We start from the raw sequence: 23792 nt of genomic DNA, 5'->3' as shown, positions 1-23792 counted from the left end.
CCCGTGAGCCGGCCACGTCAACCATCAATAGCCGGTTACGGAAAAACGTGATCGCCGGGAGGTTACGTCAGGTCAGTTTTTACACAGCTTTGTCAGGAGCGTGTTCGGCCTTTGTTCTTTCCGCTTGCCCCTTCGCGCGAAAGACGGTTAAACGAATTCGTCGAGAATTGTGGCGTCTCTCGACGCGGCGGCAAAAACACCTACATAGGGGATGGTCGGGAAAACCCGCCAATCCCACGAATTCCAGATCTGAGGCGGCGACCGGCGATGGCCGACCATAAATTCCTTTCCATTCGCGGGGCGCGCGAACACAATCTGAAGAACGTCGATCTCGACCTGCCGCGTGACAGCCTGATCGTCATGACCGGCCTGTCCGGCTCCGGCAAATCGTCGCTCGCCTTCGACACCATCTATGCCGAAGGCCAGCGCCGCTATGTCGAGAGCCTGTCGGCCTATGCCCGGCAATTCCTCGAAATGATGCAGAAGCCTGATGTCGACCAGATCGACGGCCTGTCGCCTGCCATCTCCATCGAGCAGAAGACCACGTCGAAGAACCCGCGTTCGACGGTCGGGACCGTCACCGAGATCTACGACTACATGCGCCTGCTGTTCGCGCGTGTCGGCATCCCCTATTCGCCGGCCACCGGTCTGCCGATCGAGAGCCAGACGGTCAGCCAGATGGTCGACCGGGTGCTGGCGGTCGAGGAAGGCACCCGCCTGTTCCTGCTGGCGCCAATCGTGCGCGGGCGCAAGGGCGAGTACCGCAAGGAACTGCTGGAGCTGCAGAAAAAAGGGTTCCAGCGCGTCAAGGTCGACGGCGTCTTCTATGAAATCGCGGACGTTCCCTCGCTGGACAAGAAGTACAAGCACGACATCGACGTCGTCGTCGACCGCATCGTCGTGCGCGGCGATCTTGCCACAAGGCTTGCCGACTCCATCGAAACAGCGCTGAAGCTCGCCGAGGGGCTGGCGGTGGCCGAGTTTGCCGACAAGCCGCTCGATTCCAGCCAGACTGGCGAGGATTCGGTCAACAAGTCGAAGAACGAGACGCATGAGCGCATCCTGTTCTCGGAAAAATTCGCCTGTCCGGTGTCCGGCTTCACCATTCCGGAAATCGAGCCGCGGCTGTTCTCGTTCAACAACCCGTTCGGCGCCTGCCCGACCTGCGATGGCCTCGGCAGCCAGCGCGCTATCGACCCCAACCTCGTCGTGCCTGACGAAAACGCATCGCTGCGCGACGGCGCCGTCAGCCCTTGGGCGAAGTCGACCTCGCCCTATTACGTGCAGACGCTTGAGGCATTGGGCAAGGCCTACAACTTCAAGCTCGGCGACAAGTTCAAGGATTTGAGCACGGAAGCCCAGGACGCGATCCTGCGCGGCACCGGCGAGCGCGAAGTCACCTTCCAGTATGATGACGGGCTGCGCTCCTACAAGACGACCAAGACCTTCGAAGGCGTCATCCCCAACCTCGAGCGGCGCTGGAAGGAAACCGAATCCGCCTGGATGCGCGAGGAGATCGAGCGCTTCATGTCCGCGACGCCCTGCCCGGTCTGCAAGGGTTATCGGCTGAAGCCCGAGTCGCTGGCCGTGAAAATCGCCGGCAAGCATATCGGCGAAGTCACCGAGCTTTCGATCCGCAAGGCCGACCAGTGGTTCACCGACCTGCCGCCACATCTCAACGACCAGCAGAACGAGATTGCGGTGCGCGTGCTCAAGGAAATCCGCGAGCGCCTGCGCTTCCTCAACGATGTCGGTCTCGACTACCTCACCCTGTCGCGAAATTCCGGCACGCTGTCGGGCGGCGAAAGCCAGCGCATCCGGCTGGCCTCGCAGATCGGTTCGGGCCTGACCGGCGTGCTTTATGTGCTGGACGAGCCGTCGATCGGCCTGCATCAGCGCGACAATGCGCGCCTGCTCGACACGCTGAAGCACCTGCGCGACATCGGCAACACGGTGATCGTCGTCGAGCATGACGAGGATGCCATCCTGCATGCCGACTATGTCGTCGACATGGGTCCGGCCGCCGGCATCCATGGCGGCGAGATCATCGCCCAGGGCACGCCGCAGCAGGTGATGGCAAACCCCAATTCGATCACCGGCAAGTATCTGTCGGGCGCGCTTGAAGTGGCGACGCCCGGCGTGCGTCGTGAAGCTAAGAAGAACCGGCGCCTGAAAATCGTTGGCGCGCGCGGCAACAATTTGAAGAACGTCACCGCCGAAATCCCGCTCGGCACCTTCACCGCCGTCACCGGCGTATCGGGCGGCGGCAAGTCGACCTTCCTGATCGAGACGCTGTTCAAGGCGGCGTCGCGCCGCATCATGGGGTCGCGCGAGCATCCCGCCGAGCACGATCGCATCGAGGGCCTGGAATTCCTCGACAAGGTCATCGACATCGACCAGTCGCCGATCGGCCGTACGCCACGTTCGAACCCCGCCACTTATACCGGCGCCTTCACGCCGATCCGCGACTGGTTCGCGGGCCTGCCGGAAGCCAAGGCGCGCGGTTATCAGCCGGGACGCTTCTCGTTCAACGTCAAGGGCGGCCGCTGCGAGGCCTGCCAGGGCGACGGCGTCATCAAGATCGAGATGCACTTCCTGCCCGACGTCTACGTCACCTGCGACGTCTGCCACGGCAAGCGCTACAACAGGGAGACGCTCGACGTGCAATTCAAGGGCAAGTCGATCGCCGACGTGCTCGACATGACGGTCGAGGAAGGCGTCGACTTCTTCGCCGCCGTGCCCGGCGTGCGCGACAAGCTCGAGACGCTGAAGCAGGTCGGCCTCGGCTATATCCATATTGGCCAGCAGGCGACGACACTGTCCGGCGGCGAAGCGCAGCGCATCAAGCTGGCCAAGGAACTGTCGCGCAAGGCGACCGGCAAGACGCTCTACATCCTCGACGAGCCGACCACTGGCCTGCATTTCCACGACGTCGCCAAGCTGTTGGAAGTGCTGCACGAGCTGGTCGACCAAGGCAACACGGTGGTTGTCATCGAGCACAATCTCGAAGTCATCAAGACCGCCGACTGGGTGCTCGATCTCGGTCCAGAGGGTGGCGATGGCGGCGGCGAGCTGGTCGCCCAGGGCACCCCGGAAGCGATCGTGCGCGAAAAGCGCAGCTATACCGGACAGTTTCTCAAGGAACTGCTGGAGCGCCGCCCCGGAGGCAAACGCGAAGCGGCGGAGTGATGGCTGGGGATGGTCTCATCACGGTCCAGAGCCGTTTTGGCGTGACCGAAACCATCGATCGCCTGGTTGAGGTGATCAAGCGCGCGGGGCTGCTTGTGTTTGCCCGCATCAATCATGCAGCCGGCGCGCGCGATGTCGGCGCCTCGCTGCGGCCGACCGAATTGCTGATCTTCGGCAACCCGAAAGGCGGCACGCCGCTGATGCAGGACAGGCAGCTTGCCGGCATCGACCTGCCGGTGAAGGCGCTGGCCTGGGAGGATGAGCAAGGCAAGGTCTGGCTGTCCTACAACGATCCGCAGTGGATCGCCGAACGCCACGGCCTGGGCGACGCCAGCCGTGCTGCGGTCGCGGCGATTGCCGCCGGCATGGAAAAGGTGATCGTCGCTGCCGCTGGAATGGATCAATCATGAGGCTTGCCCGCTCCGAAGAGCTCGCCGCGATCGTCGCGCTGACGCAAGCGGCCTACGCCCCCTACAACGCCATACTCGACGCGCCGCCGATCCCCGTGACCGAAGACTATGCGCCGCGCATCGCGCGCGGCGAAGTCTGGCTGCTGGAGAGCGGCGGCGAACTTGCCGGTGTGCTCACGCTGGAGCGGCATGAGGATCACGCCATGATCTTCTCCGTCGCGGTGTCGCCCGCCTTCCAGGGCAAGGGTTTTGGCATAAAGCTGCTCAGTCACGCGGATCAACAGACGCGCTTGTGGCGCCTGCCGGAGATACGGCTCTACACCAATGCAAAGATGGAACGGAACATCGCGCTCTATCTTGCTTACGGCTATCGCGAAACGGGTCGCAGGCCCAATCCTTACCGGCCAAGATGGGTGCTCGTCGACATGGCGAAGGCGATGTGAATGCAGGCCGGCAGCGCTATGGAAAACCAACTGACCTTGGGTGGCGTGGTCCGCTCGTCGCAGGCTTATGGCGCCGACTATTTGTCGGAGTTCCAGCGCATCCTGCTGCAACATGTGAAGCCTGACACGCGCGCCTTCCTGGAATGGGGCATGGGCCACACGACGCTGGCGATCCTTGAGTTGAGGGACAGACTGGCCATCGACAATCTCTTTTCGATCGACGACAGCCAGCCCTTCCTCGATCAACTCCTGCCGCAGCTGCCGCAGTGGGGCGGTTTCCATCCGATCTGCCTGGACCTCCAGGGACCCAAGTTTGGCGACCGCGATCCAGAGCTCAATTATTCGACCTGGCCGCTAAGCCTGAAGCGCAAATTCGACTTTATCTTCATCGACGGCCGACGGCGCATGGAATGCGCGTTCATGGCTTCGCTGCTTTGTCATGCCGATACGATCGTGATGCTGCACGACTATCGCCGTGCACGCTATCAGCCGATCAAGGCTCTCTACGACATCGTCGAGGACGGAAACCAGTTTCGCGTCATGCGACCGCGGAAGGACCTTTACCCCTCTGGGACGCCGACGATCTTTTCCCCGGATTGGTCACCGCCCACTTGACCGAAATTGCCAGTTGCGGATCGATTTTACCAACGCAAGCCCCTCGCGACAAAACACATTGGAGGAGAAATCCATGAGCAAATCGGGAACAATCCGCTCCGGCATGGGCGGCTGGACCTTCGAGCCCTGGGACACGTCCTTCTATCCCGAGAAACTTTCCAAGGCTAAACAGCTGCAATATGCCAGCCGGCAGGTGCCGAGCATCGAGGTCAACGGCACCTACTATTCCAGCTTCAAGGAGCCGACCTTCGTCAAATGGGCTGGTGAAGCGCCGGACGGTTTCGTCTATTCGCTGAAGGGCAACCGCTTCGTCACCAACCGGCGCGTGCTGGGCGAGGCCGGTGAATCGATGGCGCGCTTTCTCGGCTCGGGCGTTGCCGCGCTCGGCGAGAAGCTCGGGCCGATCCTGTGGCAGTTCGCGCCGACCAAAAAGTTCGATCCGGACGATTTCGAGGCCTTTTTGAAACTGCTGCCGGAAAAGCAGGATGGCGTCGCGCTGCGCCACGCGCTCGAAGTGCGCAACGACAGTTTCATCGTGCCGGAATTCGCCGCACTTGCCCGCAAATACAAGGCGGCGATCGTCTATGCCGACCATGCCAAATATCCTGATATCGCCGATGTCACCGGTGACTTCGTCTATGCACGGCTGCAGACTGGCTCGGACGACAATCCCGATTGCTACACACCAAAGGGCCTCGACGAATGGGCTGCGCGGGTAAAAACCTGGGCGGAAGGCAAGCAGCCGGCCGATTTGCGGCGCGCCGATCCCACCACAGACGCGCCGGTGCAGCCACGCGACGTCTTCGTCTACTTCATCACCGAGGGTAAGGTACGCGCGCCATTCGGGGCGATTGCCCTGATGAAGCGGCTGGCCGACTGACAACCATACGTTGTTGTCCGGCTACATGCTGTAAGCGCATCATCTATGCGTTTTGCGCGTAGCAAAGCGCCTATTCGTGGCATCTTCATCGCCATCGTAACGTTATCGACACTTCCTTGCCGCATGAATACGGCGACGCCAAGCCGCAGAGCTGGAGCCGCCGCCGGCAGGGAAAGAGGGGCATGTCGCTCGACTACACTTCACTTCTGCTGGCAGTCGGTTTCTCCGCCGCTTGCCTGAGCCTGACATTGTTCGGCATGTGGCTGACCGCGCGCTCGGAAAAATTCCTGCTGACATGGGCGATCAGCCTGGTGTTCGTGGTCGGCGATATCTTTGTCTATGACGCCTATATCGATATGCCCGGGCGCCTGCTCGGCATCGCCACCCTGGCCCTGTTGCTGCTCGGCTTCTCGACGATGCGGGGAGCTGCCTACCAGTTCAGAACCGGCGGCTCGCCGCTGCCACGGGCACTGTTGGGTTGCGTTTCGCTAGCGGTGGCGCTGCCTGCCATGGCTCTGGGCTATGACGGCCTCGGCTTCATGTTCGAGAACCTTTTCGCCGCTCTGCTCCTGGTCGCGACAGCGCTCGAATACTGGAAAGGCCGCGACGAAGCCCCTGCCCTGACGATCGGCCTCACCGCACTCTATGCTGCCACGGCCGCGTCCTTCGCGCTCTGTGCCATGGTTCTTATTGAGGACGGCAAGCTGGTTCTCGGCCATGCGCCCAGCAACTGGGCCGAGGAATTGAGCCTCATTGTCGTCATCGCGAGCATGACGGGTATTGGCGCCCTGTCGCTTGCGCTCAACCAGGGGCGTCTGGCCCGGCACCACCGCCGCAATGCTTTGACCGACCCCCTAACCGGCCTGCTCAACCGGCGCGCGCTGTTCGACATGCATGGCCATGTCCCGGTTGGCGCCTTCACCGCCGTGATCGTCTTCGACCTCGACAATTTCAAAGCCATCAATGACGAGTTCGGCCACGCGGCCGGGGACGAGGTGCTGAAGGTGTTTGCTGGCGAACTCGCCGGCAATCTTCGCCAGACCGACGTTGCCGCGCGCATGGGCGGCGAGGAATTCGCACTGGTGCTGAAGCGCACTTTGCCGGAGACGGTCGAGGAAGCAGCGGAGCGCATCCGGACCGCTTTCGCGACGCGCCTGATCGAAACCGAGACCGGATCCCTGAGCTGCACGGTCAGTGCCGGGTTCGCGTTCGGCAGCAAAGAGGGCCTCAGCTTCGACAAGGTGCTCAGCGCCGCCGACAGGGCGCTCTATGACGCCAAGCGCGGCGGCCGCAACCGCGTCACCGCCTCGCCATTCCGGCGCGCGAGCTGACCTCGCGTATCAGTGCCGAGCCCGTCATGCTGATAGGCGAAGGCGGCTCTATGCCGCCATGACGATTTCATTGAAGGTATCGAGATCGACGTAGAACACCTTGGTGATCTCCTCGATCAAGTCGTCGTAGTCGCAGCCCTGTGATCTCAGGATGTTGATGGCAGCGATGATATCGACGCGTTCGGTAAGCCGTCGCTTCTGGTAGTCCTCGACGTAACGTTCCATGGCTGTCCCTTAGCCTGTGTGCCCAAACGCGTTGAACGACAGAGATCGCAGGAGGGAAGCTAGGAAGCCTTGCTTGCGTGGAACTTGCCGGCCTTCGCCGCGCCCTCGATCTGCGATAACCAGACTGATACGGAAGCGGCCGACTCACAAAGCCAAGAAAAGACTAACATGCAGCCTCTGGCGCGCCAGAGATGCGGATAGCTGAATGGAAGAAATATTGGACTTGCCAAAGACTTTGGATCGTCGGCCGAAGTCCAGAACCGATTCTAGACGGTCAGGAATTTGCGAACATCAGCCCGGTCTAAATCTTCCGCCGGGCCGGTATGAACGATCTGGCCACGATCCATGATGTTGACCTCATCGGCGAGTTCACGGCAGAAGTCGAGATACTGTTCGACCAGCAGCACCGCAATGCCGGCCTGATCGCGCAGGTAACGGATGGCGCGGCCGATGTCCTTGATGATCGAGGGCTGGATGCCTTCCGTCGGCTCATCGAGCACCAGCAGCTTCGGCCGCATCACCAGCGCCCGGCCGATCGCCAGTTGCTGCTGCTGCCCGCCGGAAAGATCGCCGCCACGGCGGCCGAGCATCTGCTTCAGCACTGGAAACAGCTCGAAGACATGCGCCGGCACGTTGCGGTCGGCACGCTTCAACGGCGCGAAGCCGGATTCCAGGTTTTCGCGCACCGTGAGCAGGGGAAATATCTCCCTGCCCTGCGGTACGAATGCGATGCCCGACCGGGCGCGGTCATACGCCGCGCTCCGGTCGAGCGCCTTCCCCTCGAAGGCAACGCTTCCGCTCGTCAGCCGATGGTGGCCGACGATCGATCTCATCAAACTGGTCTTGCCGACGCCGTTGCGGCCGAGCACGCAAGTGATCTTGCCGGCCCCCGCCTTCAGCGAAACGCCGCGCAGCGCCTGGGCGGCGCCGTAGTGGAGCGTGGCGTTGGAAACTTCGAGCATGTCTCAGCGCCTTTTCCAGAATCGGAGAAACGACAGATCGAAGCGATGGAATTGAACCCGCCAGACCATGCTCATCTCCCCAGATAGACTTCGACGACGCGCTCGTCGGCCGAAACGAAATCGAGTGTGCCTTCCGACAGCACCGAGCCCTCGTGCAGGCAGGTCACCTTGACGCCAAGTTCGCGCACGAAATGCATGTCGTGCTCGACGACGATGACCGAATGGTCGCGCGCAATATCCTTGAGCAGCCGCGCGGTCTCCTCGGTCTCGGCGTCGGTCATGCCGGCCACCGGCTCGTCGACCAAAAGCAGCTTTGGGTCCTGCGCCAACAGCATGCCGATCTCCAGCCACTGTTTTTGGCCGTGGCTGAGATTGGCCGCCAGCTCATGGCGCTTGTCACCCAGCCGGATGATGCCGAGAATATCGTCGATCTGCCGCGCCTCGGCCGCCGAGCGGCGATGAAAAAGCGCCGGAAAGATCGAACGCGGTCCCTTCAGCGCCAGCATCAGGTTTTCCTCGATCGTGTGGCTTTCGAAGACCGTCGGCTTCTGGAACTTGCGGCCGATGCCCATCATGGCGATCTCGGCCTCGTCATGCCTGGTCAGATCGACCTGGCCGTCGAAGAAGACTTCGCCCTCATCGGGCCGCGTCTTGCCGGTGACGATGTCCATCATCGTCGTCTTGCCGGCGCCGTTGGGGCCGATGATGGCGCGCATCTCACCCTTGTCGAGCACCAGCGACAGATTGTTGATGGCGCGAAACCCGTCGAAGGAGACCGAGACGCCGTCAAGATAGAGGATGGTGTTCGATTTGCTCATGGTCGCTTACTCCGCCGCCTGCGGCTCAGGGTCGGACCATGACCATTCGCCTGGATTTCTCGCCGGCGAGCGAGCGGGCTTCGAAGTCGCGGTCGCCACGCCAACCTCGGTGCCGGCTTCTTCAGCCACGGCGGCTGCGCGCAAGGCCTTCGCATTGCCGCGCCAGCTATCCCACATGCCGATGATGCCCTTCGGCAAGAGCAGCGTGACGGCGACGAAGAGGCCGCCGAGCGCGAACAGCCAGAGCTCCGGCAGCAGGCCGGTGAACCAGGATTTGCCGGCATTGACGAGCAGCGCGCCGATGATCGGCCCGACGATGGTGCCGCGCCCGCCGACGGCCGCCCAGATCACCACCTCGATCGAGTTGGACGGCTCGAACTCGCCGGGATTGATGATGCCGACCTGCGGCACATAGAGCGCACCGGCAATGCCGGCCATGACGGCCGATACGGTGAAGGCGAACAGCTTGACGTTCTCAGCCCGCCAGCCAAGGAAGCGGGTGCGGCTTTCGGCATCGCGCACGGCCATCAGCAGCTTGCCGTATTTGGAGCCGACGATCGCCCAGGTGATGAACACAGCGAGCGCCAGCATCACCGCGCTGGCGGCAAACAGCGCCGAACGCGTCGCATCGGCCTGCACGTTGAAGCCCAGAATATCCTTGAAATCGGTCAGGCCGTTATTGCCGCCGAAACCCATGTCGTTGCGAAAGAAGGCAAGCAGCAGCGCGTAGGTCATCGCCTGGGTGATGATGGAGAGATAGACGCCGGTGACGCGGCTGCGGAAGGCGAACCAGCCGAAGATGAAAGCGAGCAGGCCCGGCACCGCGAGCACCATGATGGCGGCGAACCAGAAATGGTCGAAACCGGTCCAGAACCAAGGCAATTCCTTGTAGTTCAGGAAGACCATGAAATCAGGCAGGATCGGATTGCCATAGACGCCGCGCGAGCCGATCTGGCGCATCAGATACATGCCCATCGCATAGCCGCCGAGCGCAAAGAAGGCGCCGTGGCCAAGCGAAAGGATGCCGCAATAGCCCCAGACGAGGTCGAGAGCGAGCGCCAGCAGCGCGTAGCAGAGATATTTGCCGGTCAGCGCCACGATGTAGGACGGAATGTAGAACGCGCTGGTCGATGAAACCGCCAGGTTGAGCAGCGGCACGATGATGGCCACCGCCAGCAGGATTAAGATGGTGAAGGCGATGCGGCGGTCCGCGCCGGCGGCAAAGAAGCGCCCGGTAATCATGCTTCCACCGCCCTGCCCTTGAGCGCGAACAGGCCGCGCGGGCGTTTCTGGATGAACAGGATGATCAGCACCAGCACGACGATCTTGCCGAGCACGGCGCCGGCATAGGGCTCGAGGAACTTGTTGACGATGCCGAGCGAAAAGGCGCCGACCAGCGTGCCCCAGAGATTGCCGACGCCGCCGAAGACCACGACCATGAAGCTGTCGATGATGTAGCCGCGGCCGAGATTGGGCGAGACATTGTCGATCTGGCTGAGCGCGACACCGGCAATACCGGCAATGCCGGATCCGAGCGCAAAGGTCAGCGCATCGACCCACGGCGTCCTGATGCCCATGGAAGCGGCCATGCGCCGGTTGGCGGTGACGGCGCGCATCTGCAAGCCCCAGGGCGTGCGCTTCATGACGTAGAGCAGCAGGCCGAAGACGGTGAGCGCGAAAACCAGGATCCAGAGTCGGTTCCAGGTGACAGCAAGCTGTCCGACATTGAACGAGCCCGACATCCACGAAGGGTTGCCGACCTCCTGGTTGGTCGGTCCGAAGATCGAGCGCACCGCCTGCTGCAGGATCAGCGACACGCCCCAGGTCGCCAGCAGCGTCTCCAGCGGCCGGCCGTAGAGGAAGCGGATGACGCCGCGCTCGATGATCAGGCCAACCAGGGCTGAGACAAGGAAGGCCAGCGGCAGCGCGATCACCAGCGACCAGTCGAACAGGCTGGGAAAGGACGTGCGGATCACCTGCTGGACGACGAAGGTGGTGTAGGCGCCGAGCATGACCATCTCGCCATGCGCCATGTTGATGACGCCCATGACGCCGAAGGTGATGGCGAGCCCGATCGCGGCGAGCAGCAGCACCGAGCCCAGCGAAATGCCGTACCAGATGTTTTGGCCGGCATCCCAGAAAGCCAGCGTCGAATTGATGCTGGCGATCGCGGCCGTCGCCGCTTCCTTCACGGCTTCCGAGGTATTTGCCTCGACCGAAGTGAGCAGCGAAACCGCGTCGCGGTCGCCGCGCGCGCCGATCAGCGCGATGGCCGCCAGCTTGTCTGCATCGGGCTTGTCTGACACCAGTATGGAAGCGGCACGCGCCTGCTCCAGCAAAGCCTTGACGCTCGCCACGCTTTCACTGGCGATCGCTGCGTCGAGCGGCTCGATATTCGCGGCATCGGGCGTCTTGAACATGGTGTCGGCGGCGGCGATGCGGACAGTCGGATCCTTGGAGCCGAGCGTCAACGTGCCCAATCCATCGCGGATGGCGCGGCGAAGCGTGTTGTTGACGCTGACCTTGGTGATGTCGTCCGCGGAGGCCACGCCTGCCGCCTCGCCGCTCAGCGGATCGAAAAGCTTGACGCTTTCGTCGCCTTCCTCGCCGACAAACACCATTGAGTCGGCCGTGCGAATGTAAAGATTGCCGTCCGCCAATGCGGCAAGCGGCCGTTCGACAGCCGGGTCGCCTGTGGCTGTCAACTCTTGAACGACAGCTCCCGTCTCGGAAAAGTCCGTCACTGTCGCGAATTTGGCGATGATGGCACGCAGATCGGCTTCCGCAGCGCCCGAAGACGACAGGGTCGTCAGCAGGAACAAGAGCGTGAGGCCCATCGCATGGAAAATCTTCATCGGTTTTTGGCGACCCTTGATGGTTGAACTGGGCGTCCGGACAGTGGAGGAAACCGTCCGGACGCACGCGGTCATGGACATGGACCTGAAGTCCAGTCCGGGGAGGATCAGTTCGTGCCCTTGCCGCCGCACTTGCCGGTTTTGACGTTGAAGTTGCCGCAGCTGAGCGGCGCGCGCCAATCCGAGATCAAGTCCTTGGAATCCGGCAGGTAGTCGGACCATTCGTCGCCCATCACCAGGCCAGGTGTCTTCGAAACCGTTTCGAACTGGCCATTGGCCTGGATTTCGCCGATCAGGACAGGCTTGGTGATGTGGTGGTTCGGCATCATCGTCGAATAGCCGCCGGTCAGGTTCGGCACCGAAACGCCGATCATGGCATCGATGACCTTGTCCGGATCGGTGGTGCCGGCCTTTTCAACCGCCTTCACCCACATGTTGAAGCCGATATAGTGGGCTTCCATCGGGTCGTTGGTGGTGCGCTTGTTGTTCTTGATGAACTTGTGCCAGTCGGCGATAAACTTCTTGTTCTCAGGCGTGTTGACGCTCTCGAAATAGTTCCAGGCGGCGAGATGGCCGACCAGCGGCTTGGTGTCGAGACCGGCAAGTTCTTCCTCACCGACCGAGAATGCCATGACCGGGATGTCCTCGGCTTTGATGCCCTGGTTGCCGAGTTCCTTGTAGAATGGGACGTTGGCGTCGCCGTTGACGGTCGAGACGACGGCGGTCTTCTTTCCGGCCGAACCGAACTTCTTGATCGCCGAAACTTCCGTCTGCCAATCGGAGAAGCCGAACGGCGTATAGTTGGTCATGATGTCTTCGGCCGCGACGCCCTTGGACTTCAGATAGGCTTCGAGGATCTTGTTGGTGGTGCGCGGATAGACGTAGTCGGTGCCTTCCAGCACCCAACGCTTCACCGAGCCGCCGTCCTTGCTCATCAGATAGTCGACGGCCGGAATGGCCTGCTGGTTCGGAGCCGCACCCGTGTAGAACACGTTGCGCTCACTTTCCTCGCCTTCATACTGGACGGGATAGAACAGGATGTTGTCGAGTTCGGAGAACACCGGCAGCACCGATTTGCGCGACACCGAGGTCCAGCAGCCGAACACGGCCGCGACCTTGTCCTTCGAAATCAACTCGCGTGCCTTTTCGGCAAACAGCGGCCAGTTGGAAGCCGGATCGACGACGACGGCTTCGAGTTTCTTGCCGAGCAGACCGCCCTTGGCGTTCTGTTGCTCGATGAGCATCAGCATGGCGTCCTTCAGCGTCGTCTCCGAAATCGCCATGGTCCCCGACAGCGAATGCAGAATGCCGACCTTGATCGTGTCCTCAGCCGCTTTGGCTGGTACGGACATCAGCAGGCCGGCGGCGACCACGCTTGCCGAAAACATTTTTGTTATTGTAGAGAAACTACCCCTCATACCGAAGACTCCCAAGCTGGTTGATTGCACCGAAACAGTTCAATGCAACCCCCATGCCAACTGCTGGGACGACGTTAGAAAAAGAAAATATCCTAACGTTCTCAAATGGTTGTTATATTAGTTTGGATAAATGCAGGAAAGCCGGTTAACAATTGGTTGAGGGAAATTTGCGCAGCGCACAAAGGAATTTGCCTAATTTTCGCCCAAATTGAGTATGTGCCTATATTTTGAACTCGGCAGTCAGATCGCAATTAGCGGATGTTGCGGCGCGGCGCAAAAATAGGGCAAGCTCGCTCCTCAACCGAGCAACGTCATGGCATCCCTGATTTCACGCATTTTGATCGGCATCGTGTTTCTGGCGACAGCGACCGGGGCAGCACGGGCCGACTTCAGTGACGGCAAGATGCCCGATGGCACCTATCACTGCGAAGTCTACCTGCTCGGCATGTTCATCAACCTCGGCGACATCACCATCAAGGGAAATGTCTACACAGGCCCTGTAACCTTCGGCACCGTCCAACAGGGCTATAATTACCAGATGGACGCAAACGGCGTGATCTCCTGGCTGGGACCGCTCGGTGGCTACACCACCGGCGGCAACGCGCTGTCGATGACCCAGGCAACGCTGGATGGCCAGAGCCCGCCCTCCTTCGACATCATCATGAAGCAGCCCGACGGCGCCTTCACCGCCTCGACCTGCACCAAGGAAGGCAGTCAGTAAGCCTTTCCTCTGGCAACGGCGCCGCCTCCGTGCGGCCCGCAAGCCGTGTCCGCCGGTCTGATGTCATCTGAATGTTGCCGAAGCTGGATAGGGCAGCGGTGCGCCGTCACCCATCCACATCGAGAGGCAGACACATGGCCGACTTCCCGTCTTCATCCTCCCCTGTCATCCGCGAAATCATTGCCGAGCGCGTCTCGCGCCGGGCCCTCCTGAAAGGCAGCCTCGCTTCCGGCACCCTGATCGCCGGTGGCAGCTTTGTCGGCTCGCTGTTTGCCGGCGAAACACACGCCGCGGCAGCGCTTTCCACACTCGGTTTTCCCGAACTGAAGCGCGTCTATGACAAGACCCACGCCGCCGCGGAAGGTTATGAAACAACGATTGTCGCACGCTGGGGCGATCCGCTTGTCGCCGGCCTGGCGGATTTCGACGGCAACAAGGTCGCCGCCGCAGAACAGGAAAAGCGCTTCGGCTATAACTGCGATTACATCGCCTTCCTGCCGCTGCCCAAGGGTTCGATAAACTCCGACCACGGCCTGCTTTGCGTCAACAACGAATACATCTCGCCCAATGTGATGTTTCCCGGCATGACCGAGGACAACGCCGGCAAGACGATGAACAAGGAACAGGTCGATCTCGGCCTGGCGGCGATGGGTCACTCGATCGTCGAAATCATGTTCAAGGACGGCAAGTGGCAAACCGTCGAGGACAGCCCGCTCAACCGCCGCATCACCGCCAACACCGAAATGACGGTTTCCGGACCGGTGGCCGGCCATGCGCTGCTCAAGACATCCACTGACGCGACCGGCACAAAAGTGCTCGGTACCAGCTACAATTGCAGCGGCGGCTTCACCCCATGGGGCACAGTGCTGACCTGCGAGGAAGGCGTTTCCGACCTGTTCGGCGGCGACCCGAAAAAGGCGCCGACCGCGGACATTCTCGAGCGCTACGGCTTCGACGGCTCCGACATTTATGGCCGTGGCCGTTTCCATGACCGCTTCAACATCGACAAGGAACCGAACGAGCCGAACCGCTTCGACTGGGTGGTCGAGATCGACCCTTATGATCCCCAATCCAAGCCGCTGAAGCGCACCGCCCTTGGCCGCATGTCGCACGAGGCCTCTACCGTCGTCCTCAACAAGGACGGCCGCATCGTCGTCTACATGGGTGACGACGACTATTTCGAATACATGTACCGCTACGTCTCCAACAAGGCCTACGACAAGGCGAACCCGGCTTCCAGCAGCGGCCTTCTGGACGATGGCGTGCTCTCGGTCGCTCGTTACGATGCCGATGGCTCGATGACCTGGCTGCCGTTGGTTCACGGCCAGGGCAAGCTCACCGTAGAGAACGGCTTTGCCGACCAGGCCGAAGTGCTGCTGAAGACGCGCCTTGCCGCCGACGCGCTGGGCGCGACCCCGATGGACAGGCCGGAGGACATCGAGACCAATCCGGTCACCGGCCGCGTCTACGCCGTCATGACCAAGAACAAGAAGCGCGACGAATCCAAGGTCAATCCGGCCAACACGCGGCCCGAAAACCTCTGGGGCCACATCGTCGAGCTGATCCCGCCTGGCGGCCGCGGCACCGAGGCCGATCACACATCAGACAAATATGCCTGGGACCTGTTCGTGCTCTGCGGCAATCCCAAAGATGCCAAGATCGGCGCCACCTTCCATCCCGATACGTCGGAAAATGGCTGGTTCGTCTGCCCCGACAACATCACCTTCGACCCGGCCGGGCGGCTGTGGGTGGCAACCGATGGCGCCAATGATTTCGACCTGCCGGACGGTGTCTATGGCGTTGACACGGAAGGCCCGGCGCGCGGCCTGCCAAAGCTGCTGTTCACCTGCCCGCATGGTGCGGAAGCGACCGGCCCCTGCTTCACCCCGGATGGCACGACGCTGTTCCTTTCGGTCCAGCACCCGTCCGAGGATGCCGAAACGCTCGACAAGGCACAGTCGCTGTGGCCGGATTTCAAGGACGGCCAGCCGCCACGGCCATCGGTCGTCGCCATCCGCCGCAAGGACGGCCAGCCGGTCGGTGCGTAGCGTCCAGCAGACAAAAAAAGGCGCGGAACCGTGTCAGGTTCCGCGCCAGCAGGCAGTCGGGGAGGTCAGATGGTTTTCGCCGACATTTGGGCGGCGATGTAGTCGGCCTGGCGGATCGCCAGCGAGACGATGGTCAGGGTCGGGTTTTCGGCAGCGCCTGTCGTGAACTGGCTGCCATCCGACACGAACAGGTTCTTGATGTCGTGCGTCTGGCCATGCTTGTTGACGACGCCGTCCTGCGCCTTCTCGCTCATCCGGTTGGTGCCGAGATTGTGGGTCGAGGGATAGGGTGGCGTCGGGAATGTGCGGGTGGCGCCGACCGCATCGTAAAGTGCGGTGGCCTGCTTGTAGGCATGGTCGCGCATCGCCGTGTCGTTGGGATGGTCGTCGAAATGCACGTCGGCGATCGGCATGCCGTGTGCGTCCTTTTCGTCCTTGTGCAATGTGATGCGGTTCTCCTCGCGGGGCATGTCCTCGCCGACGATCCACAGGCCGGCCATATGGTCGTAGTGGTCGAGCGCCGTGGTGAAGGAGCGTCCCCAGCCGCCCGGGTTGAGGAAGGCCGCCATGAACGGCAGGCCGAGCGACAGCGTCTCGAACTCGTAGCCGCCGACAAAGCCGCGCGATGGATCATGGCGCGCCTCGTCGCGGATGATGCCGGCCATGGTGGTGCCGCGATACATGTGCACAGGCTTGTCGAAGATGGCATAGACCGAACCGGTGGTGTGCCGCATGTAGTTCTTGCCCACTTGCCCCGACGAATTGGCAAGCCCGTGCGGGAATTTGGCCGATTGCGAATTGAGCAGCAGGCGCGGGCTCTCGATCGAATTGCCGGCAACCGCGACGATGCGAGCCTTCTGCTCCTGCAGCTTGCCGTCCTTGTCGGCGTAGACGACGCCGGTCACCTTGCCGCTGGCATCGTGGTTGATCTTGATCACCATGGCGTTCGGCCGGACTTCGAGATGGCCTGTCGCTTCGCCCTTCGGGATTTCGGTGTAGAGCGTCGACCATTTGGCGCCCCATTTGCAGCCCTGGAAGCAGAAGCCGGTCTGCTGGCAGGAGTTGCGATCGTCGCGCTCGACCGAGTTGATCGCCATGTTGCCGGTGTGGCATTCCTTGTAGCCAAGTTTGTCGGCCCCGGCCTTCAGCACCTTGAAATTGTTGTTGCCCGGCAGGCGCGGCCAGTCATTGGTGCCGGTGACGCCCATTTTGGCTTCCGCCTTGGCGTAGTACGGCTCCATCTCGGCCAGCGTGATCGGCCAGTCGAGCAGGTTCGCGCCTTCCACTTTGCCATAGGTCGACGCCGTCTTGAACTCATGCTCCTGGAAACGCAGTGAGGCGCCGGCCCAGTGCGTGGTCGAGCCGCCGACCGATTTGACGATCCAGGCCGGCAGGTTGGGGAAATCCTTCGCCACGCGCCAGTCGCCGGACGTCGTGCGCTTGTCCGTCCAGGCAAGCTGGGCGAACGAACCCCACTCGTCGTTGATGAAGTCCTCATATTCGTGGCGGGCGCCCGCCTCGAGGATGACGACGTCGATGCCCTTCTGGGCGAGTTCATTGCCGAGCGTGCCGCCGCCGGCGCCCGAGCCGATGATGACGACCACGCCATCGTTTTTCAGATCAAATGTAGCTGCCATGGTTTCCTCCCATGAATTCCTGTTTGCGGGTTACTGGAACGATCGAGGCTCAGAGCCACTCGATGTCGCTGAAACCGCGCGCGATATAGCCGCCCTTGGAGTAGGACTCGCCCTCGTAGCCGAAGATCGGCCACACCTCCTGCTGATTGTAGAGGCTAACCACCAGGCCGCCGCGAACCGTCTGGAAGAAGGGCGTCTTTTCTATCTCGGTGAGCAGCGCCACACGCTGCTCTTCCCAGCCGAGCCCGCGATAGCCGCCCTTGCCGGCCTTCTTGTCGAGTTCGGCAATGCCCTTCTCGATCAGCTCCTTGTGGGCAGGATCCTTGGCGGCCGTCTCGTCATGGCCCTTGACCGCGACGGCATAGTATTTGTCCGGCACCTGGTCGTGCGGATAGATATCGCGCGCCACCTGGATCAGTGTCGCCATCGTCTCCGGCTTCAACGCCGAGGTTTCCAGCCCCCAGGCCTGTTCGGGACTGATGACGGCGCTGCCGGAAATGACGAGCAACGCGCCGATGCTGCCGCGCTTGAGAAGTTCCCGACGTGAAAGTCCAGGCTTCCCGTCATAGATCGTGACCATTTGTTCCTCCCTGCTTGCTATTTGCACCCCTAGGAGTGCCGTTGCTGGCACCGCACCTTTCGGTGCGGCTGCGATGTGTCCTATTGGAAGCGCCCTCCACGCTGCAGAACCTCGATCTTGTAGCCGTCGGGGTCCTCGATGAAGAAAAAGCGGGCGATCAGCGAACCGTCGCGGTTGAACTCGACGATCTTCTTCGGGTTGAGGCCAAGCGCGCCGAGGCGGTCGTGTTCGCCGTCGAGATCGGCAACCGAGACCGCGAGGTGGCCGTAGCCGTCGCCAAGCGCATAAGGCTCCTGCCGGCCCTTGTTGACGGTCAGCTCGACTTCGAAAGGCGTATCGGCATTGCTGAGGTAGATCAGCGTGAAGGTCTCGAAATCCAGCCGTTGGGCAACGTCGAGACCGAAGGCCTTGTTGTAGAAATCGATGGACCGGGCCTCCTCGAGAACCCGGATCATGGTGTGGATCGCCTTCGCCAAATCAGACTCCGCAGCGTTCGTGCTTTCGAAGGTGATTATGCGCGCCGGTCGAGATAAGGTGGTGGCAGCCGATTACCACGCATAGGATCGAAAAACGGGTACATGCATTAAGGACGAAAGTCCGATTGCCGTTGTCGGCCGTCCGGTCGAAAATGAAATCGCAGGCAGTGATCAAAAGGCGCCGATGGCTCCGTCGACGCCCAAGACCAACAAAAATGGGAGGTAACGATGTGCAGAGTGTTTGCCGCACAGGATCCGGAAGGCTATCGCCAGATCAACCGGTCGATTCGTATCGATGGCCATTCGACCAGCATCCAGCTTGAGGCGACGTTCTGGGCCTTGCTCGACGAAATCGCTGAAAGCCAGAACCTGACGACGCCCAAATTCATCTCGAAGCTTTACGACGAAGCCATCGAGATCAATGGCGAAATACCTAACTTCGCGTCCATGCTACGCACCACCTGCGCACTCTATCTGCGCGGCCATCGGCCTGACTTGGACGAGCGGATGGCGTTGAAGCAGGAAGCCGCCTAGAGCAATTCCAGCAAAAGTGTGAGCGGTTTTGCGTCCGGAATTGCGTCAAAACTAAGAGTTAGAGCAATTCGCCGTTTCCGTGAAACGGTGAAATGCTCTAGCGCGCTTCCACGGCGATTTCGAACGCCAGCCGGCTCATATCGGTGAAAAGCGCCTGGCGTTCGGAATAGTCGGCCTGTTCGCCGGTCACCAGATTGTCGACGACGGTCAGCAGCGACAAGGCCCTCGCGCCGAAATGCGCCGAGATCCGGTAGAGCGCGCTGGTTTCCATGTCGACGGCCAGCGCTCCGAGCGCCCTTGCTTCGGCATAGCGGGCGCGCGCTTCAGGATGGTAGAATATGTCGGTGCAGGCTGTCAGGCCGGCGTGGTGGTCGATGCCGAGTTCGGTCGCCTTGGCCAAGGCGCAAGCAAGCAGCGCCGAATCCGGGCCGGCATCAGCTCCGTAAAGGCCAAAGACCTGACCGCTCTCGGTGTTTTCCGGCCGCGCCATTTGCGAGATCACCAGGCTGCGCAGCTTTACCTCATCGCTGAGGCCACCGCAGGTACCGGTGCGGATCAGTGTTCGGACGCCATAATAGTCAAGCAATTCATGGGCATAGATCAGGAAGGATGAAACACCTATACCCGTCGACTGAATGCTGATCGGCCGGCCGCGAAACAGGCCTGTAAAGCCCAGAGCACCCCGCCGGCGATTGACGCAGCGTGGCGCCTCCAGAAATGTCAGCGCCATCCATTCGGCGCGCTGCGGGTCACCCGGCAACAGCACCGTTTCGGCGTAGTCGCCCTTGTCTGCCTCGATGTGTGGCGTCAATCGCTGCTCCCCCAAGCCCGCTTGCCGTTTCATCCACAATCATGGCGCTGTCACGGCGTTACGCAAAACGGTTATTGGAGGACGCTAAATTAGGATTCAAGCACGTCCTTGACGATCGTTGCCAGTTGCTTGAGCGAGAATGGCTTCGGCAGGAAGCCGAAATGCGCGTCGGCCGGCAGGTTTCTGGCGAATGCGTCCTCGGCATAGCCCGACACGAAGACGAACTTGATGTCCGGCTGGCGCTTGCGCAATTCGCCAAGCAGGGTCGGCCCGTCCATTTCCGGCATCACCACGTCGGAAACGACGATGTCGACCTTGCCACCCAAGGCTTCGAACACTTCCAGCGCCTCGACGCCGGAGGATGCCTCGTGCACCGTATAGCCGCGCGAAATCAGCGCCCGCATGCCGCCCATGCGCACGGCATCCTCATCCTCGACCAGCAGCACCGTGGCTGACCCGGACAGGTCCTTGGTGCTGTCGATTGGTTTGACCGGTGCTGCGCTTGGCGCTTCCCCGGCTTCGGCTGCCGTCTTCGCTTCGGCGATGTGGCGCGGCAGGAAGATGCGGAAGGTCGATCCCTTGCCGACCTCGGAATCGCAGAAAATGAAGCCGCCGGTCTGCTTGATGATGCCGTAGACCATGGACAGGCCAAGGCCCGTGCCCTTGCCGACCTCCTTGGTGGTGAAGAACGGCTCGAAGATCTTCTTCAGCACGTCGGGCGCGATGCCGCTGCCGGTGTCCTCGGCTTCGACCACGACATAGTCGGCCGCGGTCAGTTCGCGATAAGGGAAGGTCTTGCACTCCTCGGCGGTGACGTTGCGGGTGCGCACGGTAAGATCGCCGCCGGCAGGCATCGCGTCGCGCGCATTGACCGCCAGATTCACCACCACCTGCTCGAACTGGCCGATATCGACCTTGACCGGCCACAGATCGCGGCCGTGGTCGATCTTCAGCTTGATGTCGTTGCCGACCAGGCGGGCCAGCAGCATCCTGAGATCGGCGAGCACGTCGGTCAGGTTCAGCACTTCCGGCCGCAGCGTCTGCTTGCGCGAGAAGGCCAGCAACTGCCTGACCAGCGAGGCCGCCCGGTTGGCATTCTGCTTGATGTTCATGATGTCGGGGAAAGACGGATCCGACGGCCGGTGATTGGTCAAAAGCAGGTCCGAGGCCATGATGATGGCGGTCAGCACATTGTTGAAGTCATGGGCGATGCCGCCGGCGAGTTGGCCGACCGCCTGCATCTTCTGGCTCTGCGCCATCTGTCCTTCGAGCGCCTTCTGCTCGGTCGTGTCGACGGCGTAGACAATGGCCGATTCCTCGGCACCCTCGCCGCCGGTGCCATCGGCAACGGCATTGACGTAGAATCGGATGTGCCGCTCTTCGTTACCGGGCAGCACAGTGTCGATCGGCTCGATGTCGGCCTGCCGCTGCCGGGCTTTCTCGAATGCGGCGGCAAAGGCCGGCCGCTCGCGTTCATGGATCACCGTATCGAGCCGCACGCGGCGATCCACGGCGTCCCGGTCGACGACCGAGGAAAACAGCGACAGGAACGGCGCGTTGGTGCGCAGGATGCGCCCACTGGCGTCGACACCCGCGATCGCCATCGGCGTCGAGTTGAAGAAGCGGGTGAAGCGCACTTCCGAAGCGCGCAGATCGGCCGAAGCGTCCTCGCCCTGGGTGCGGTTGAGCACGATCGTGCGCGTCGGGCCGCCGACACCTTCGCGGCTGGCCGAAACGCGATGCATGAAGCGCACCGGCAGCGCCTCTCCCGTCATCGTCGTCAGGTCGAGATCGATGACCGCGTTGCGCGTCGTGCCGGGATCGGCCTTGACCGACCGCACCAGCGCCATGCCGTCGCCGGCTACGATATCGGGCAAGGTCACGGCGCCAGGTGTGAAGCTGGCGAGATCGATACCCAGCCACTCCGCCAGCGTGGCGTTGATGTAGGTGACCCGACCGTCCTGGTCGGCGGAAAAGAAGCCGGCCGGGGCATGGTCGAGGTGATCAATGGCCTTCTGCAGGTCAAGGAAGAAACGCTCCTGCTCCGCCCGCTCCTGCGAAATGTCGGAGAGTTGCCAGGCCAGCATCGGCAAGCGCTGGCCCGGAACGCTGAAGGTGCGGGCGCGCGCCCTGTACCAGCGGGCGCCCGGTTCGGCGCCGGGCCGAATCGACTGCGCCAGCCGAAACTCGCCGTCCCCCGGCTGGCCGTCACGCAGGCCGGATGCCAGCCGGTAAATGGTCACCGAGGCCTCGGGAACATCCGATAGCAGCCCTTCGACCGTCTTGAGGTCGGCGGCCGAGGAAGCTCCGGTCATCTCGGCATAGGCCCGGTTGGCGTAGACGACGCGGCCCTTTGTGTCCGTCACCAGCAGGCCCTGTGCCATCGAATCGACGAAAGCCTTGGACAGTTCATCGCCGGTCGAGCGCGGCGTCACCTGTACGAAGCCGATCGCGGTCGCGAACAGGAAGCCGACGCCGATCATCGCCAGCACGCCCAGCATGCCGAGCAGGAACGGGTCACCGAGGCGCTCGCGGAACAGACCGAAAATGATCGCGGCGCCCGTCAGAACGACGATGAAGATGATGAGCCGGGTGACCGCGCCCGGTCGCGTGTTCTGGTCGACGATCGGTACCGGATAGAAATCGCCGCGCGCTTCCTTGGCCATATGCCCCCTGCTCGTGAAGTCCGATGTTCCGACACCCGCCCCTAATGCATGTCGCCCAAAAGTGACTTCGGTTTTGGGAAAACGACATGCATGAAAACAAGGACCTAAAGCGCGTCGCATGAATCGGCGTCAGCGCGACGCGCTTTAGCCGGTTGAATCACATTCTCCTAGTCCGGAAAAGGCCCGGGCGGCAAATGTCAGATAAAAATGATGCCGGCCGGCCTTCCCTGTGTTTCAAGCTGTTCACGATGCGTGAAGGCAACTTGCGGTAGCTAGTCCCAACGGTCTAGTGTCGCGTCACTTTCCGAACCGATCAGGGGAAACCAATGCAGTGGCTGGATAGCGTGGCGGGCCCTGGTTATGCGGCTGCACTCCTGTGGACCTTCGCGGCGCTGATCCTGCTGGTCATCGTGCTCGTCATCATCAGGCTCGTGCGCAACCTGACCTTCGGCACGTTTGTCGCGGGTGGCCGGAACCGCAAGACGCGGCTCGCCGTCATGGACGCAACCGCCGTCGACAGCCATCGCCGGCTGGTATTGGTGCGCCGCGACGACATCGAGCATCTGCTTCTGATTGGCGGCCCGACCGACGTCGTCGTCGAGCGCGACATCCGTCTCGCCGCCCCGCGCCGTCCGGCGCTGACTGGAGATGGCGGCTTGCAGCCTGTCCCGGCCACCGCGGCCCCGGCGAAACCGCGGCCGCCGCAGCCGGCTCCCGCACCGGCACGACCGGCACCGGTGCCGCAACCGGTGACCGCGGCCGTGCAGCCTGCCCGCCCGCGCCCGGCAGCGCCGCCACCGGCACCGGCGCCCGCACCAAAACCGGTAACGCAGGCCTATCAATCGACCAATGTCACGCCGCTGCCTGCATACGGCTCCGCCAACGCCAATGCCATCAGGCACGCACCACCACCGCCGCCAAGGCAGGACAGCATCGACGAAACATTGATGAAGGACCTCGAATTTTCGCTCGACCAGCCCCGCTCCGGCGGCCCTGTCGGCAAACCGGCAGCCAAGGCGCCGCAGTCGCTCGACGATGAAATGACCAAGCTGCTGGGCGAACTTTCAAGCCAGAAGAGATGATTGGCGCCTGAGGCGCCCCGCCGGCGATCTGGCCGAGGTTTGCTTCCGTTTGCTGCAATGGATTTGCCACGCACCAATAAAAACGGCCGGA

The 23792-nt window shown here is 62.1% G+C and carries 21 protein-coding genes; 10 read left to right on the top strand and 11 right to left on the bottom strand.

Annotated features, from left to right (window positions below; all coding sequences use genetic code 11):
- Positions 1-267 precede the first annotated feature (267 nt).
- The 6 genes from uvrA (at position 268) to AC1DX4_RS11205 (ending at position 6868) form a co-directional block, all read left to right on the top strand.
- Positions 268-3189: an excinuclease ABC subunit UvrA gene (gene uvrA / locus AC1DX4_RS11230; RefSeq protein WP_477220384.1), complete on the top strand. Its 2922-nt coding sequence runs from the start codon at positions 268-270 to the stop codon at positions 3187-3189.
- Positions 3189-3599 carry a DUF302 domain-containing protein gene (locus tag AC1DX4_RS11225; RefSeq protein ID WP_477220383.1) on the top strand — a complete coding sequence of 137 codons (411 nt, stop codon included), beginning with the start codon at positions 3189-3191 and terminating at the stop codon, positions 3597-3599. The genes uvrA and AC1DX4_RS11225 overlap by 1 nt, the downstream gene beginning before the upstream one ends.
- Positions 3596-4042 (top strand): GNAT family N-acetyltransferase, encoded by a 447-nt coding sequence (locus tag AC1DX4_RS11220; protein ID WP_477220382.1) that lies wholly within the window; start codon positions 3596-3598, stop codon positions 4040-4042. Before AC1DX4_RS11225 ends, AC1DX4_RS11220 begins: the two co-directional genes overlap by 4 nt.
- Entirely contained in the window at positions 4043-4657 is a 615-nt protein-coding gene (locus tag AC1DX4_RS11215) for a hypothetical protein (RefSeq protein ID WP_477220381.1), read from the top strand.
- Between the two features lie 73 nt (positions 4658-4730).
- Complete coding sequence (locus tag AC1DX4_RS11210; protein WP_477220380.1) at positions 4731-5537, top strand: DUF72 domain-containing protein; 807 nt, start codon at positions 4731-4733, stop codon at positions 5535-5537.
- 182 nt (positions 5538-5719) lie between these two features.
- Complete coding sequence (locus AC1DX4_RS11205; protein WP_477220379.1) at positions 5720-6868, top strand: GGDEF domain-containing protein; 1149 nt, start codon at positions 5720-5722, stop codon at positions 6866-6868.
- 48 nt (positions 6869-6916) lie between these two features.
- On the opposite strand, the gene AC1DX4_RS11200 is transcribed toward AC1DX4_RS11205, so the two are convergent.
- The 6 genes from AC1DX4_RS11200 to urtA all read right to left on the bottom strand — a co-directional run bounded on the left by AC1DX4_RS11200 (position 6917) and on the right by urtA (position 13116).
- On the bottom strand, positions 6917-7093 hold the full coding sequence (locus AC1DX4_RS11200) for a hypothetical protein (protein ID WP_013531844.1): 177 nt from the start codon (positions 7091-7093) through the stop codon (positions 6917-6919).
- Positions 7094-7359: 266 nt separating this feature from the next.
- Positions 7360-8055 (bottom strand): urea ABC transporter ATP-binding subunit UrtE, encoded by a 696-nt coding sequence (urtE, locus tag AC1DX4_RS11195; protein WP_013895283.1) that lies wholly within the window; start codon positions 8053-8055, stop codon positions 7360-7362.
- A 71-nt stretch (positions 8056-8126) separates the two neighbouring features.
- On the bottom strand, positions 8127-8873 hold the full coding sequence (urtD, locus tag AC1DX4_RS11190) for an urea ABC transporter ATP-binding protein UrtD (protein WP_095200084.1): 747 nt from the start codon (positions 8871-8873) through the stop codon (positions 8127-8129).
- A 6-nt stretch (positions 8874-8879) separates the two neighbouring features.
- The gene (gene urtC / locus AC1DX4_RS11185) at positions 8880-10115 is read right to left on the bottom strand and encodes an urea ABC transporter permease subunit UrtC (protein WP_477220378.1); all 1236 of its coding nucleotides are present in this window, start codon (positions 10113-10115) and stop codon (positions 8880-8882) included.
- Positions 10112-11728: an urea ABC transporter permease subunit UrtB gene (gene urtB / locus AC1DX4_RS11180; RefSeq protein ID WP_477220377.1), complete on the bottom strand. Its 1617-nt coding sequence runs from the start codon at positions 11726-11728 to the stop codon at positions 10112-10114. The genes urtC and urtB overlap by 4 nt, the downstream gene beginning before the upstream one ends.
- Before the next feature lie 107 nt (positions 11729-11835).
- Positions 11836-13116 carry an urea ABC transporter substrate-binding protein gene (urtA, locus tag AC1DX4_RS11175; protein WP_477220376.1) on the bottom strand — a complete coding sequence of 427 codons (1281 nt, stop codon included), beginning with the start codon at positions 13114-13116 and terminating at the stop codon, positions 11836-11838.
- Between the two features lie 343 nt (positions 13117-13459).
- On the opposite strand from urtA, the gene AC1DX4_RS11170 reads away from it, so the two are divergent.
- Both AC1DX4_RS11170 and AC1DX4_RS11165 read left to right on the top strand, forming a co-directional pair.
- Positions 13460-13867 carry a hypothetical protein gene (locus AC1DX4_RS11170; RefSeq protein ID WP_477220375.1) on the top strand — a complete coding sequence of 136 codons (408 nt, stop codon included), beginning with the start codon at positions 13460-13462 and terminating at the stop codon, positions 13865-13867.
- Between the two features lie 134 nt (positions 13868-14001).
- Positions 14002-15915 (top strand): PhoX family protein, encoded by a 1914-nt coding sequence (locus AC1DX4_RS11165; RefSeq protein WP_477220374.1) that lies wholly within the window; start codon positions 14002-14004, stop codon positions 15913-15915.
- A 65-nt stretch (positions 15916-15980) separates the two neighbouring features.
- Here the strand turns inward: AC1DX4_RS11165 and AC1DX4_RS11160 are convergent, their stop codons facing one another.
- The 3 genes from AC1DX4_RS11160 to AC1DX4_RS11150 all read right to left on the bottom strand — a co-directional run bounded on the left by AC1DX4_RS11160 (position 15981) and on the right by AC1DX4_RS11150 (position 18608).
- Complete coding sequence (locus AC1DX4_RS11160; protein WP_477220373.1) at positions 15981-17552, bottom strand: GMC family oxidoreductase; 1572 nt, start codon at positions 17550-17552, stop codon at positions 15981-15983.
- Between the two features lie 49 nt (positions 17553-17601).
- Positions 17602-18132: a gluconate 2-dehydrogenase subunit 3 family protein gene (locus AC1DX4_RS11155; RefSeq protein ID WP_477220372.1), complete on the bottom strand. Its 531-nt coding sequence runs from the start codon at positions 18130-18132 to the stop codon at positions 17602-17604.
- A gap of 80 nt (positions 18133-18212) precedes the next feature.
- Complete coding sequence (locus AC1DX4_RS11150) at positions 18213-18608, bottom strand: VOC family protein (protein ID WP_477220371.1); 396 nt, start codon at positions 18606-18608, stop codon at positions 18213-18215.
- A 228-nt stretch (positions 18609-18836) separates the two neighbouring features.
- Here AC1DX4_RS11150 and AC1DX4_RS11145 point away from each other — a divergent pair, with 228 nt between their 5' ends.
- Complete coding sequence (locus tag AC1DX4_RS11145; RefSeq protein ID WP_027044642.1) at positions 18837-19142, top strand: ribbon-helix-helix domain-containing protein; 306 nt, start codon at positions 18837-18839, stop codon at positions 19140-19142.
- 97 nt (positions 19143-19239) lie between these two features.
- Here the strand turns inward: AC1DX4_RS11145 and AC1DX4_RS11140 are convergent, their stop codons facing one another.
- Positions 19240-19953, bottom strand: a complete 714-nt coding sequence (locus AC1DX4_RS11140; protein ID WP_477220370.1) for a purine-nucleoside phosphorylase — start codon at positions 19951-19953, stop codon at positions 19240-19242.
- An 89-nt stretch (positions 19954-20042) separates the two neighbouring features.
- Positions 20043-22619 carry a cell cycle histidine kinase CckA gene (gene cckA / locus AC1DX4_RS11135; RefSeq protein WP_477220369.1) on the bottom strand — a complete coding sequence of 859 codons (2577 nt, stop codon included), beginning with the start codon at positions 22617-22619 and terminating at the stop codon, positions 20043-20045.
- Between the two features lie 326 nt (positions 22620-22945).
- Here cckA and AC1DX4_RS11130 point away from each other — a divergent pair, with 326 nt between their 5' ends.
- The gene (locus AC1DX4_RS11130) at positions 22946-23701 is read left to right on the top strand and encodes a hypothetical protein (RefSeq protein WP_477220368.1); all 756 of its coding nucleotides are present in this window, start codon (positions 22946-22948) and stop codon (positions 23699-23701) included.
- Positions 23702-23792 lie beyond the last annotated feature (91 nt).

The sequence above is a fragment of the Mesorhizobium sp. P3_A8 genome, assembly GCF_056402995.1.
The sequence above is the reverse complement of the archived record's forward strand: the minus strand, read 5'-3'. Positions and strand labels throughout refer to the sequence as shown.

Excerpts from the sequence above, each read along its gene's own strand:
- uvrA (WP_477220384.1), top strand. The coding sequence starts at position 268 with ATGGCCGACCATAAATTCCTTTCCATTCGCGGGGCGCGCGAACACAAT.
- AC1DX4_RS11225 (WP_477220383.1), top strand. The coding sequence starts at position 3,189 with ATGGCTGGGGATGGTCTCATCACGGTCCAGAGCCGTTTTGGCGTGACC.
- AC1DX4_RS11220 (WP_477220382.1), top strand. The coding sequence starts at position 3,596 with ATGAGGCTTGCCCGCTCCGAAGAGCTCGCCGCGATCGTCGCGCTGACG.
- AC1DX4_RS11215 (WP_477220381.1), top strand. The coding sequence starts at position 4,043 with ATGCAGGCCGGCAGCGCTATGGAAAACCAACTGACCTTGGGTGGCGTG.
- AC1DX4_RS11210 (WP_477220380.1), top strand. The coding sequence starts at position 4,731 with ATGAGCAAATCGGGAACAATCCGCTCCGGCATGGGCGGCTGGACCTTC.
- AC1DX4_RS11205 (WP_477220379.1), top strand. The coding sequence starts at position 5,720 with ATGTCGCTCGACTACACTTCACTTCTGCTGGCAGTCGGTTTCTCCGCC.
- AC1DX4_RS11200 (WP_013531844.1), bottom strand. The coding sequence starts at position 7,093 with ATGGAACGTTACGTCGAGGACTACCAGAAGCGACGGCTTACCGAACGC.
- urtE (WP_013895283.1), bottom strand. The coding sequence starts at position 8,055 with ATGCTCGAAGTTTCCAACGCCACGCTCCACTACGGCGCCGCCCAGGCG.
- urtD (WP_095200084.1), bottom strand. The coding sequence starts at position 8,873 with ATGAGCAAATCGAACACCATCCTCTATCTTGACGGCGTCTCGGTCTCC.
- urtC (WP_477220378.1), bottom strand. The coding sequence starts at position 10,115 with ATGATTACCGGGCGCTTCTTTGCCGCCGGCGCGGACCGCCGCATCGCC.
- urtB (WP_477220377.1), bottom strand. The coding sequence starts at position 11,728 with ATGAAGATTTTCCATGCGATGGGCCTCACGCTCTTGTTCCTGCTGACG.
- urtA (WP_477220376.1), bottom strand. The coding sequence starts at position 13,116 with ATGTTTTCGGCAAGCGTGGTCGCCGCCGGCCTGCTGATGTCCGTACCA.
- AC1DX4_RS11170 (WP_477220375.1), top strand. The coding sequence starts at position 13,460 with ATGGCATCCCTGATTTCACGCATTTTGATCGGCATCGTGTTTCTGGCG.
- AC1DX4_RS11165 (WP_477220374.1), top strand. The coding sequence starts at position 14,002 with ATGGCCGACTTCCCGTCTTCATCCTCCCCTGTCATCCGCGAAATCATT.
- AC1DX4_RS11160 (WP_477220373.1), bottom strand. The coding sequence starts at position 17,552 with ATGGCAGCTACATTTGATCTGAAAAACGATGGCGTGGTCGTCATCATC.
- AC1DX4_RS11155 (WP_477220372.1), bottom strand. The coding sequence starts at position 18,132 with ATGGTCACGATCTATGACGGGAAGCCTGGACTTTCACGTCGGGAACTT.
- AC1DX4_RS11145 (WP_027044642.1), top strand. The coding sequence starts at position 18,837 with ATGTGCAGAGTGTTTGCCGCACAGGATCCGGAAGGCTATCGCCAGATC.
- cckA (WP_477220369.1), bottom strand. The coding sequence starts at position 22,619 with ATGGCCAAGGAAGCGCGCGGCGATTTCTATCCGGTACCGATCGTCGAC.
- AC1DX4_RS11130 (WP_477220368.1), top strand. The coding sequence starts at position 22,946 with ATGCAGTGGCTGGATAGCGTGGCGGGCCCTGGTTATGCGGCTGCACTC.